An 11,229-nucleotide genomic window follows, 5' to 3' on the forward strand; every position below is an offset into this window, starting at 1 on the left:
TCTTCCGGTTTACATATCCTCGCGCCGGACATCGCTGCCCCGCGCCTCCTCCGGGGTCAACTTGTCGAACCGCCCGGCACCGCGATAGACCCAGCTTCGGCCGATGCTGGTGGCGAGATAATCATCCGAGAAATTGCTGCGGATCTCCGCCTGCGGATGGGCGCCGAGCACCATCGCCTTCATTCCGATCAGATAGAGCACGAGCCCGAGCGGGAAGCCGATGAGGAAGGCGTATTGCGAGAACCACGCCGCCACGCCGCCCGCCACGACCCAGGCGATCAACCCGGCCGGGTTGAACCCGCCCGCATAGTAGAACTGCCCCTCCATGCGGAACAGGTCCGGCACGTTGAGACGGCGGCGGCGCAGCAGGTAGTAATCGGCCACCATGATGCCGCCGATCGCCGAGAGGAAGGCACCGTAATAGCCGAGGAACACGAAGAGGTTGTTGAGGATCTCCCAGGGAAAGCAGATCGTCCCGACGATCCCGGCCAAGACCACCGCGATCCGGTAGTTGATCAGCCGTGGCGCGAGGTTGACGAAGGTGAGCGCCGAGGGGATCAGGTTGGCCGAGTTGTTGGTCGACCATTGGGCCAGCACCACCAGCGCCAGCAGCAGCACAAGCGACAGCCCTTCGCCCTGTGCCTGGATGACCTCGACCGGGTTCCAGTTGCCCGCCGCGATGAAGGACACCGCCCCGAGCCCGGCGATCAGCGCCTGTGTCACCGGCAGGGCCACGAGCTGCGCCAGGAAGATGTTGCGATTGCGGCTGAAGAATCCGCGCTGGCCCGGTGCCACCTTGATGAAGCGGGTCAGGTTCGGGATGTCGATTGCCAGGGTCGACCAGAATCCCATATTGGCGATGAACAGCACCAGCAGGCTCATCTCGCCGGTGGCCTGATAGGTCCAGAGGTTGATGCCTTGCGTCGCGGCCACGCCTTCGAGGGTGAAATACATCCACACCGAAATCGCGATGATCGCGGGCGCGGCCAGCGAGGCCAGGCGCTCCACCGATTTGATGCCCGAAGCGGTGTTCGCGACCTGCAGGATGGCGAACAGCACGTACCAGACAAACCAATTGTCGAAACCGAGGAAATACTGGCCGATCCCGTTGAGCGCCAGCGCGCCGAGATAGGTCTGGATGCCGAACCACATCGCCGCCACCACCCCGCGCGAGACCGCCGGAAGATGGGTGCCATGGACACCGAAGGGCGCGCGCAGATAAACGGCGAAGGTCAGCCCGTGTTCGGTGCCGATATCCGCGGTGAGCAACATGAACAGCCCAATCGTCAGATTGGCCAGCGCGATGGTGATGATGACCGTCGAAAGCGACACGCCGCCACCGACGCCCGCCGCACCGAGCGAATAGGTCGCGATGATTACTGCAATTCCGACCCAGATCCAGGCATAGCCGAGCATGCCGATCGGCCTTTGGCCGAGCCCGGTCGGCAAGATAGATTCCTCGACCAGGGCTTCACGCTGCGGCGTCGCTCTGCCGACTTGTTCCGTCGTGGACATGTTACATTCCTCCCTTTTGTTGTTTCCGGCCCGATGAAGAAGGGCGCCCTGCAACAGGCGCCCCTTCATCTTGTCACTGCTTTTTGCGCAGCTTTTCGCGTTGGCGGTTGGTTGCTTCGAGATCCACCGTTTCCTCCGCAAGGTCAATGATGACCCCATAGGCGTCCCGCGCCTGATCGAGCGGCACGAAACCGTCGAGCACGTCTTCGAGCACCTTCTGCGCGGGCCGGTTCAGCGGATCACCGAAACCGCCCCCATTGGGGCTGTAATAGGCCATGACATCATTGGCCCTGACCTCGAGACCGGAGAATTTCGAATGCATCTCCTGGGCCGGGTCGTCCGGTGCGTCCGTGTTATAGAGCAGGCATTTGCCGACCTCGCCGTCATGGCCGCCGAAGATCCCCCAGGGCGCTTCGGTATGTCGCTCGCTTTCATGGGTGATGAAACCTGGCGTCAGCACCCGCTGCGCCTTGACCACGCCGATACCGCCGCGGAACTCCCCGGCCCCGGGCGGCACGTCGTCACGCAGCTCGTAACGGTCGCAGATCATCGGAATATGCATCGCCAGATCTTCGAGCGGGTTGTTGCGGGTGTTGGCCATCAGGTTGTCGATGGCATCCGGCCCGTCCGAGCGCGGCCGCCCGCCATAGGCGCCCTCGTTGACCTCCAGAAACACCCAGTATTCGCCCGAGGGCCGCACCCCTGAATAGGCGGCGAAGGAGATCGAGGCGGAGCTCCCGGCGATCACCTGTTCGGGCAGCACCGGCGCCAATGCGCGGATGATCAGGTCGATCATCCGGTTGCATTGGGTGAAACGCGCCTCGGCCGAGGCCGGCGCCCTCGGGTTGAAGATCGACCCGAGCGGCGCCGTGACCTTGACGGGGCGGAACGAGCCCTCGTTTGATGGTACCCTGATATCCGACGTCGCGGTGTCGAGCAGCAGCTTGCGGAAGGCGGCATAGGCGGCGACCTTGGTCGAACCTTCAAAGGGCACGTTATAGGCGGTGGGCGTCTGATCCGCCGAGCCGGTCAGATCCACCTCGACCTCGTCGCCGCTGACCCGCACCGTCACCTTCACCTTGAGCTGCCGGTCGCGGTTGCGCCCGTCGTCATCGAGCCAGCCTTCGGCGACATATTCGCCGTCGGGAATCTCCGTGAGCCGCTGCCGGGTCATACGTTCGGAATAGGCCATGAGCTGGTTCGCCGCGCCGAAGACGACCTCCTCGCCGTATTTCTCGATCAATTCAACGAAACGCCTGGCCCCGAGCCGTGCCGAGGCGACCTGCGCCTCGATATCGCTGACCAGCTGCTGTGCCGCGCGGCTGTTGTTGCGGATGAAATTCCACATCGCCGTATTGGCCCGACCCTTGCGGTAGAGCTTCACCCCGGCCAGCAACATGCCTTCGGCATAGACATCCGGCACGTCGATGATCAGCCCCGGCGTTGCCGCGCCGATATCCACGTGATGCGCGGTATTGCCCGCGAAACCGACCAGTCGGCCCTCGTAGAAGACCGGCACCACGATTGCCAGATCGGGCGTATGCGAGGCGCCGTGATAGGGGTGGTTATGCACCACCACATCGCCCTCGTACCATTCGCCATCCTCCAGCGTCTCCTCGATGCCGCGCAGATAGCCGGGGATCGAGCCGATATGCATCGGGGTCGATTCACTCTCGCAGAGCGTGTTGTAATCGGTATCGAAAAGCCCGGCGCCGAGATCCTGGCTTTCGCGGATGATCGAGGAGAAGGACATGCGGTAGAGCACATGGCCCATCTCCTCTGCGATGGTCTCGAAGGAGCCGCGGATCACCTGCAGGGTGATCGGATCGACCTCCTGCGCGGCGACGGTTTTTGTCATGACATTCATGTTGTTCTCTCCCTGTCTCACACGGCGCCGAGCGGGCGGATGCGTGTATTGCCATGCGCCAGCGTCTCGGCCGCATAGCCGGGGGGCACGAGCGTGGTGGAATTGTGCTGGATCAGGATGGCCGGCCCGTTCACCACATCCCCGGCAAACAGCTTGCCGCGATCATAGCGCGGAGTTTCCAGCGTCTGGCCATCATCGAATGTCGTGGTGCGCACGAACATCAGCGCCCGGTCGGGGCTTGAGCCATCGGTGGGGGCGACTTTCGGGATCTCGATCTTGCGGGCCTTGGCGGTGGCGATGGCGCGCAGGGTGATGAGCTCCACCTCCGCCTCGCGATAGCTGTAGCCGTAATCGAGATGGTGCTGATCATGGAATGAATCGGTGATCGCACTGACATTGTCGTCGCTCACCGGCCCCTCCGGCATGCTGGCGCGCAGCTCGAAGCCCTGACCGTGATAACGGCATTCCGCAATCACCTCGACATGCTGTTCGGCCCGGGCAATGCCGTCGGCGTCAAGCTCGGCCGCGACGCGCTCGCGCAGGGCGCTCACCGCTGCGTTGATACGGTCGAATTCCGCGCTGCCGGCGGCTCTGAGCTCGATCACCAGCGCCTCGGTATGCTCATATTGCAGATCGGTTTTCAGCAGGCCGACCGCGGCGGTGATCCCCGGAGCCACCGGCACGATCACCTCCTTGGCCGAGACCGCCTCGGCCAGAGCCACGCCGTGCAGCGGACCGGCGCCCCCGAAGGGCATGATCGAAAATTCCCGCGGATCGACCCCGCGTGCAACGGAGTTGGAGCGGATCGCCAGCGCCATGTTGGAATTGATGATCCTGATGATCCCCAGCGCGGCCTCCGTCACGCTCATGCCAAGCGGCTTGGCGATCATTTCCTCGACCGCCTTGCGCGACAGCTCGGCGTCGAGCTGCAGGTCGCCGCCAAGCGCCATGTCAGGATCAAGCCGCCCCAACACGATCTGTGCATCGGTGACGGTGGGCTCGGTGCCGCCGCGCCCGTAGCAGGCCGGGCCCGGCTCCGATCCTGCCGAACGCGGCCCGACATTGAAGCCGCCTGCCTCATCGACATAGGCGACCGAACCGCCCCCCGCACCGATGGTCACGAGATCGATCATCGGGGTCAGCACCGGATGGCCCGAGACATAGGTGTCGCGCGGGTTCATGATCTTGATCTGATGGTCCGGAATGGTGCTGATATCGGCCGAGGTGCCGCCGATATCGACGGTGATCACATTGCCGGTGCCGACCATCTCGCCTTCCGAGGCGCCGCCGATAACGCCGCCCGCAGGTCCTGACATCAGGATACGGACGGGGCGCTTGGCGCAGGCCTCGACGGTGGAGACACCGCCGTTGGACTGGATGATCCGCAGCTTCGAGCCGACCCCGGCCTCGCGCAGCTTGGCCTCGAGATCGCGCAGGTAGAACGCGGTCTTGGGCCCCACATAGGAATTCATCGCCGCGGTCGAGAAACGCTCGTATTCGCGCATCACATTGGCCACTTCCGAAGACAGGGTGACATAGGCACCCGGCATTTCCTCGAGCACGATCTCGCGGGCGCGCTGCTCATGGGCGTCGTTGAGGAAGGCGAACATGAAGCCGATCACCACCGAGTCGATCCCGCGCTTGCGAAACAGCGCGCAGGCATCGCGCACCGCCTGCTCGTCGAGCGGCGTTTCGATCTCGCCGGTCGGCGGCAGGATGCGTTCGCTCACGGCAATGCGGTTGCGCCGCTTGACCAGCGGCTGGCTCTGCCACGGCACGTCGAAATGCAGCGAGAAATTATGCGGCCGCTTGTGCCGCCCGATATGCAGGATGTCGCGGAACCCCTCCGAGGTGATCATCCCGCATTCCGAGCCATTGTGCTCGATGGTGATGTTCGTCGCCGTGGTGGTCCCGTGTACGATGGTCTCGACCTCGCCGGGCTCGATCCCGGCCATGGCGCAGATCCCCTGCACCCCCTCGACCACCCCGATGGACTGGTTCTTCAGGGTCGTGGGGACCTTGTGATAGAACACCCCCGCCCCGGTTTCGAGAACGAGATCGGTATTCGTCCCCCCGACATCGACGCCAATTCTGGCCATGTTATCCTCCTCCCAGTTGAATGAACGAAGGCGCCACGTTGCCGCGGCGCCCTCTGTTCCTCTTATTCCGCCGCCTTGGCGTGCGATCCAAGGCCATCGATATAGGCCACGCATTCATCCACCGATTTCACGTCGCCGAACTTCGCGTCGATATCGAAAAGGTTCCACGCAACGGCGCCGGGCACCCTGTCGCCGATCGCCTCGCGCACCGCGATCGGGCGGAAGCCGTCGGCGATGCCGTCGCAGACGGTCTGACGCACGCAGGCGCAGGCGGTCACGCCGGTGACCAGGATCGTATCGACATTGTTGGCCCGCAGGATCCCCGCCAGCTCGGTGCCGTGGAAGGAAGAGGCGCGTTTCTTCAGCAGCGTGTATTCCCCCTGCACCGGTGCGATGCGGCTGTCGATCGCCCAGAGATCCTTGTCCGCCAGATCCACCACATCCACGGGGATCTTGTCATGCCACAGGCCCATGTCGGTAAAAGGCGCGTTGCGATCGGTGATCTCATAGGCGGTGGTGACATGCACGACCGGCAGGTTCTGCGCGCGGAAGGCCTTCAGCAGCTTCTGCATCGAGGGGATGATCTCGTTGTCCATCTTCTCCTGATCGCAGGTGAAGGGATTGCCGGGCCGTGTCCAGGCATTGGCAAGGTCCACGCTGACCAGCGCCGGGCGCTTGCCAAAGCCGACGCGCCGCTGGAATCCGCGTTCCTGATACAGCTTGGTTGATGCATCGAACGCGGCTTGCAGCATTTGATCCAGGTACTTGTTGTCGATGTCGCTCATGGGACCTCCATATCCTCAGACAAGGTAGTAAACGTGTTCTGTCAGTAACTTCCGGGGCCATGGCGTCATGCCCTCGATTCCGACTGACCTGATCATGCGCCGGTCCGGACGTAGAAAGAATTGACGATGGGTCAATTATTGATGCACGCTCAACATCAAATCGGCTAGCCCCTGAAACGAAAGGCAAAACATGCCTGCTCTGCCCGAATTGTCGCTGCTTCATTCTTTCGTCACCGTGGCCCAGGAGCTCAATTTCCGCCGCAGCGCCGAGCGGCTGGCGATCGACCAATCGGCGCTCAGCCGTCGTATCCAGAAGCTCGAAGCCAATCTCGGCTATCAACTCTTCGAACGCACGACCCGCGAGGTGCTCCTGACCCCGGCAGGGCAGCTGTATTTCCGCCGGGCGACCAGCATCCTCGCCGATTGCGCCAGATCCATCACCGAGGCGCGCAGCGTCGCCGAGGGGCGTACCGGCCGGGTCAGGATCGGCTACATGGCCTTTGCCGCGACCGAATTGATGCCCCAGGCGGTGATGCGTTTCGGCGCGAAACACCCTGACGTGGCGCTCGAACTGCAATACATGCGCACCCAGGGGCAGAAACTGGCACTGGCCAACGACGAGATCGATGTCGGCTTCATGATCGGCCCCTATGAGAATTCCGACTGCCACAGCCTGCTGCTGGCGACCGAACGGCTCTACGTCGTCATGCCGCGCGGCCATCCGCTGCTGCGCAAGCACCAGCTCGACCCCGGCGACATCGCCAGCAGTGACCTGATCCTCGGTGACATGACCGAATGGGGCGAATACCGCTACAGGCTCGACGATCTCTTCAATCAGGTGGGCATTGCCCTGCAGCCCAAGCTTGAAGCGTCCAACACATTGGCCCTCATCGGGCTGGTTTCAGCCGGGCTTGGCGTGACCGTCTATCCCGAAAGCCTGATCGGTTTCCTCGGCCGCAATGTCGAGGTGCGGCCGATCTTCGAGGAAACCTTCCGCAGCCGCACGGTGCTGGTCTGGAAGCGCACGAACCGATCCCGCGCCCTGCTGCAATTCGTCGATGTCGCCAAGCGCCGCGGCGTCTCGCGCTGAGCGGAGCGGCAGGGGAGACGGGTTGCTCCGGGGCGGGGAATGGGGGCTTATGGCAATCGGCTCCAACCAGGCTTTGCGAGGCCCCGGAGCGCAGCTTTTTGCCCGGGCGGCTTTCGTGCTATCTTCATTCTCGAACTTGTCACAGGAGCATTGCCATGCCGTATTTCGGAAAATACGACAGCCCCGAGGAAATCGTGCGGGACGAAACGCTGGACCGCGAGCGCAAGATCGAACTGCTCGAGCAATGGCGCGACGATAAGAAAGCCTATATGCGCGCCTCGGATGAGGGGATGGAGGGCACTGACCGGACAGAGCTTCTGCGCAAGATCAAATCGGCCCTTCGCGCGCTGGAGGATCCCGCACCTCAATAACGACCAAGCGGCACGCGGCAGCCTTATCTTTGCCGGATGGCCCGGCTCAAGCTTGAAAAGCTCCGGGGCAGAGCCGATATCAATAGCATGATGATCCGCTTTCATAAGAGGGTCCTGCCGATCGCAGGACGTCTGCTGAACCGCCGGTAGCCCGGGGCGGGCGGGCCTTTTGGTCTGTCCACGCCTCGGGGGTTTCTGACTTCACTTCAATCAGCCGAACCGAACGACCACGCTTTGCGGTGGCCTGAAGCCATGCAGCTTCAGCGACGTATCGCAAGCATCGTTCCGGCACCGGTATCACTGCCTGGAGGATGAAATGACCATCTATATCACCCGCAAAATGCTAGCCGACTTCGCCCGGGGAAGCGCTCGTGTCGAGCCGTTCGGCGTGTTCTACCAACTGGGTCGGTCGATCGCGCGTTACGGACTACGCCGCCGCGCGATTGCCGAGCTGGAAGCGATGGACGATGCCACGTTGCGGGATATCGGTATCTACCGCGGCGATATTCGGCGCGTTGTGGACGGGTTGAGTGACGCGGATCTCGGATTGCGCCGCCCGCGCCAGTCGTCGCAGGAAATTGCCGGAAAGCCGAAGCTCGCGGCTGGTCAGAACGTCTCGCCCGCCTAGCTCATCCTCATGAACCGACGCCAAACGCGAACGGCACCCCTCGCACCGGTCCTTGCGCCGGGCGAGGGGAATTGCCTTTCACACGTGTCATCACGCCAATAATCAGGAGTTTTCCATGTCATCATCAAGTTCCGAGACAGCCCGCGCGAGCATTTCCAATGTCGCGTCAGTGGCAGACGCCCTTTCCGAGGCGCTGGCCGCCACCTACCGGCTGGTTCTGAAATCCCACATGTATCATTGGAACGTGACCGGGCCGCATTTCCTCACCGTGCATGAGCTCACCGAGGCGCAATATACGGACATGTTTGCCGCCGCCGACGTGCTGGCCGAGCGTATCCGGGCCTTGGGCAAACCAGCGGCGATCGAGCCCGCCCATCTGGCCGCCCGGTCAGAGGGACGTGATGCGGACGTGTCGCTCTCCGCCGAAGAGATGCTGCGCGATCTGCTGTCCGATCACGAGCGTCTCGCGGCCCGGATGCGCGCGCTCGTCGGCACGGCGGAGGCTGCCGAAGACCCCGTCACCGCCGATCTCGCCACCACCAGGGCGGATTTCCATGAAAAGGCCGCCTGGATGCTGCGCGCCACGGCGGGCTAAGGTCATGTCCGGGGCGCGCTGGCCTGTCCGGCGCGCCCCGGATTCAAGCTTTCAGGATCATCGTGGCGATGGAGAAATAGATCACCACCCCGGTTGCATCGGCAATCGTCGTGACCAGCGGCCCGCTTGCGGTCGCCGGGTCCAGCCGCAACCGGCTCAGCAGGAAGGGCAGCGACATACCGACAAGGCTGCCGATCAATACCACGATGAACATCGTTAGCCCCACCGTCAGGGCCACATCGACTCCGCCGCGCCAGGCGCCGACCGGGAAAACCACTGCCGCCATCGTTGCGCCAAGCGCCGCTGCTACGGCCAATTCCCGCAGGATCAGATCGCGCCAGTCCTTCATTTCCACATCCCCGGTCGCCAATGCACGCACCATCAGCGTCGCCGATTGCGATCCGGCATTGCCGCTGCTGTCGATCAGCAGGGGCAGGAAGAACACGAGCGACACATACGCCAGGATCATATCTTCGAAATGGGCGATACCGGCACCGGAGAAGAGGTTGCCTATGACCAGAAGCGCGAGCCAAACGATACGGCGTGAGTATAGCATCCCGATCCCGGCCTGCCGCATGGTCTGTTTGAACGGCAAAACATGGGAAATCTTCTGGAAATCCTCGGTCGCTTCGTCCTGCATCACGTCGGCGGCGTCATCATGGGTGACGATGCCGACCAGGCGGCCATCGCCGTCCACCACCGGGATCGCCAGCAGATCGTAATGCGCGATACGCCGCGCCACTTCTTCCTGATCCGTGTCAATCGACACCGATACCGGGTCCTGCCCCATCAGATCCCTGACGAGAGTATGCTCCGACGCAAGGATCAGGGCGTGCAGCCGCACCGAGCCGGTCAAGCGGCCAGTCTCGTCAACGACATATGATCGGTAAATGGTTTCCGACCCGCCTGCCTGCCGCCGCAGCGCCTCGATCGCTTCGGCCGCTGTCATGGCACCATCCAGCACCGCGTAATCCGAGGTCATGATCGCCCCGGCGCTTTCCTCGGCATGGATCGCAAGCCGTTCGATATCGCGGCTGACCTCGGGCGGAAGGTCACGGATCAGCCGCCTTTGCTCATCCGGGCCGAGACGCTGAAACAGGTCAACCCGGTCATCGGACTGCATCAGGGCGACAATGCCGACCAGCTCCTGAGGGGGGATGAGCGTCGCAAGCGCATTCTGATCATCCGGTGAGAATTCGCCAAAGATCTCGGCCCGCTGCTGGGGCGACATCGCGGCGAGGTGCTGCCATGCCTCGTTCGCGGGCAGACGGGCAAGCCATAATGCCAGGTCGACGGGTCGCGTTTGCCGAAAGAACCGATCGAGCGCTTCGGGACTCGGGTCGTTGGGCGAAGGCTGGAGATTTGGTGACATAGACTGGCCTTTTTAACAAGGTCTCATGGTTTCTGACGGCTTTAGGCTATCATATCGATGCGGAACTCAAGCTCGGCGTCGCTCCCTGACACATGATGCCAGGCCCTGTCATCGCATCGGGATCTCGCAGCCGCCGGGCCGCTCATGGGAAAAATCTCGCTTTCTCTCATTCCGACGTGACTCTGAACTGCCGGTTTGCAACTATCTTTCGAGAACAGCTTACATATTCGGAGGGCACGAATGTTACTGAGCATGCACGAACAAGAGCGCCTTATGGTCTATACGGCCGGGAAGCTCGCGCTGGAGCGCAAAGAGCGCGGCCTGAAACTCAATTTGCCTGAAGCGACAGCGCTGTTGACGTCCTATCTTCTCGAAGGGGCGCGTGACGGGGAGACGGTGACGGATCTCATGGAATCCGGCCGCAATGTTCTCAGCCGCGATGACGTGATGGAAGGGGTGCCCGAGATGATCGCGCAGATTCAGGTCGAGGCGACGTTCCCCGACGGCACCAAACTCGTCACAGTGATGGAGCCGATCAGATGACCAAGAAACCTAACCCCTTTGCAAAACTTGTTTCGGAAGACGCCGATCCCGACCGCCCCATGCATGCCACCGACGATCCCGGGCGCGATTACGATCAGTCCAGCGCCGAGTCCGAAGAGCGCACGAAGTCGTCCGGCCCGAGCGGACTGAGCGAGCCCCGCAGGCCCGGCGGCGGCACGCGGCAGGCGCCGCGCCGACAGACGGAAGAGCCGCTCAGCCCCGATGAAGATCCGATCATCCCGGGCGAGATCCTCTATGCGGACGAGGATGTCATTATCAACGAAGGGCTAGACCCCATGATCGCCGTGTGAGCTGACTGGCTCGGCGGCCTCTCCCGCGGCATTCTCCGTTCGAGGGTTGCGTC

The 11,229-nt window shown here is 62.8% G+C and carries 11 protein-coding genes; 6 read left to right on the top strand and 5 right to left on the bottom strand.

What is annotated here, in order from left to right:
• Window positions 1-9: 9 nt before the first annotated feature.
• The 4 genes from ACFSUD_RS18910 to ACFSUD_RS18925 all read right to left on the bottom strand — a co-directional run bounded on the left by ACFSUD_RS18910 (window position 10) and on the right by ACFSUD_RS18925 (window position 6,266).
• Window positions 10-1,515, bottom strand: a complete 1,506-nt coding sequence (locus ACFSUD_RS18910) for an NCS1 family transporter (RefSeq protein WP_386376062.1) — start codon at window positions 1,513-1,515, stop codon at window positions 10-12.
• A 73-nt stretch (window positions 1,516-1,588) separates the two neighbouring features.
• The gene (locus ACFSUD_RS18915; protein WP_386376063.1) at window positions 1,589-3,382 is read right to left on the bottom strand and encodes a hydantoinase B/oxoprolinase family protein; all 1,794 of its coding nucleotides are present in this window, start codon (window positions 3,380-3,382) and stop codon (window positions 1,589-1,591) included.
• 17 nt (window positions 3,383-3,399) lie between these two features.
• On the bottom strand, window positions 3,400-5,481 hold the full coding sequence (locus ACFSUD_RS18920; protein ID WP_386376064.1) for a hydantoinase/oxoprolinase family protein: 2,082 nt from the start codon (window positions 5,479-5,481) through the stop codon (window positions 3,400-3,402).
• A 62-nt stretch (window positions 5,482-5,543) separates the two neighbouring features.
• Window positions 5,544-6,266, bottom strand: coding sequence for an isochorismatase family protein (locus ACFSUD_RS18925; protein WP_386376065.1), 723 nt, complete (start codon window positions 6,264-6,266; stop codon window positions 5,544-5,546).
• Between the two features lie 190 nt (window positions 6,267-6,456).
• Between ACFSUD_RS18925 and ACFSUD_RS18930 the strand changes: the two genes are divergently transcribed.
• From ACFSUD_RS18930 to ACFSUD_RS18945, 4 genes are all read left to right on the top strand, one after another.
• Window positions 6,457-7,356: a LysR family transcriptional regulator gene (locus ACFSUD_RS18930; protein WP_386376066.1), complete on the top strand. Its 900-nt coding sequence runs from the start codon at window positions 6,457-6,459 to the stop codon at window positions 7,354-7,356.
• Window positions 7,357-7,511: 155 nt separating this feature from the next.
• Entirely contained in the window at window positions 7,512-7,727 is a 216-nt protein-coding gene (locus tag ACFSUD_RS18935) for a hypothetical protein (protein WP_386376067.1), read from the top strand.
• 316 nt (window positions 7,728-8,043) lie between these two features.
• Window positions 8,044-8,355 (top strand): DUF1127 domain-containing protein, encoded by a 312-nt coding sequence (locus ACFSUD_RS18940; RefSeq protein ID WP_386376068.1) that lies wholly within the window; start codon window positions 8,044-8,046, stop codon window positions 8,353-8,355.
• A 115-nt stretch (window positions 8,356-8,470) separates the two neighbouring features.
• Window positions 8,471-8,950, top strand: coding sequence for a Dps family protein (locus tag ACFSUD_RS18945; RefSeq protein WP_386376069.1), 480 nt, complete (start codon window positions 8,471-8,473; stop codon window positions 8,948-8,950).
• 43 nt (window positions 8,951-8,993) lie between these two features.
• Here ACFSUD_RS18945 and mgtE read toward each other — a convergent pair whose 3' ends face one another.
• Complete coding sequence (gene mgtE, locus ACFSUD_RS18950; protein ID WP_386376070.1) at window positions 8,994-10,322, bottom strand: magnesium transporter; 1,329 nt, start codon at window positions 10,320-10,322, stop codon at window positions 8,994-8,996.
• A 240-nt stretch (window positions 10,323-10,562) separates the two neighbouring features.
• On the opposite strand from mgtE, the gene ACFSUD_RS18955 reads away from it, so the two are divergent.
• Both ACFSUD_RS18955 and ACFSUD_RS18960 read left to right on the top strand, forming a co-directional pair.
• Complete coding sequence (locus ACFSUD_RS18955; RefSeq protein WP_386376071.1) at window positions 10,563-10,865, top strand: urease subunit gamma; 303 nt, start codon at window positions 10,563-10,565, stop codon at window positions 10,863-10,865.
• The gene (locus ACFSUD_RS18960; RefSeq protein WP_386376072.1) at window positions 10,862-11,176 is read left to right on the top strand and encodes a hypothetical protein; all 315 of its coding nucleotides are present in this window, start codon (window positions 10,862-10,864) and stop codon (window positions 11,174-11,176) included. The genes ACFSUD_RS18955 and ACFSUD_RS18960 overlap by 4 nt, the downstream gene beginning before the upstream one ends.
• Window positions 11,177-11,229 lie beyond the last annotated feature (53 nt).

It is taken from the genome of Sulfitobacter aestuarii (assembly GCF_042685005.1).
GTDB classification, from domain to species: Bacteria; Pseudomonadota; Alphaproteobacteria; order Rhodobacterales; family Rhodobacteraceae; genus Sulfitobacter; species Sulfitobacter aestuarii.

Coding starts and splice junctions, on each gene's coding strand:
- ACFSUD_RS18910 (WP_386376062.1), bottom strand. CDS start 1,515: ATGTCCACGACGGAACAAGTCGGCAGAGCGACGCCGCAGCGTGAAGCC.
- ACFSUD_RS18915 (WP_386376063.1), bottom strand. CDS start 3,382: ATGAATGTCATGACAAAAACCGTCGCCGCGCAGGAGGTCGATCCGATC.
- ACFSUD_RS18920 (WP_386376064.1), bottom strand. CDS start 5,481: ATGGCCAGAATTGGCGTCGATGTCGGGGGGACGAATACCGATCTCGTT.
- ACFSUD_RS18925 (WP_386376065.1), bottom strand. CDS start 6,266: ATGAGCGACATCGACAACAAGTACCTGGATCAAATGCTGCAAGCCGCG.
- ACFSUD_RS18930 (WP_386376066.1), top strand. CDS start 6,457: ATGCCTGCTCTGCCCGAATTGTCGCTGCTTCATTCTTTCGTCACCGTG.
- ACFSUD_RS18935 (WP_386376067.1), top strand. CDS start 7,512: ATGCCGTATTTCGGAAAATACGACAGCCCCGAGGAAATCGTGCGGGAC.
- ACFSUD_RS18940 (WP_386376068.1), top strand. CDS start 8,044: ATGACCATCTATATCACCCGCAAAATGCTAGCCGACTTCGCCCGGGGA.
- ACFSUD_RS18945 (WP_386376069.1), top strand. CDS start 8,471: ATGTCATCATCAAGTTCCGAGACAGCCCGCGCGAGCATTTCCAATGTC.
- mgtE (WP_386376070.1), bottom strand. CDS start 10,322: ATGTCACCAAATCTCCAGCCTTCGCCCAACGACCCGAGTCCCGAAGCG.
- ACFSUD_RS18955 (WP_386376071.1), top strand. CDS start 10,563: ATGTTACTGAGCATGCACGAACAAGAGCGCCTTATGGTCTATACGGCC.
- ACFSUD_RS18960 (WP_386376072.1), top strand. CDS start 10,862: ATGACCAAGAAACCTAACCCCTTTGCAAAACTTGTTTCGGAAGACGCC.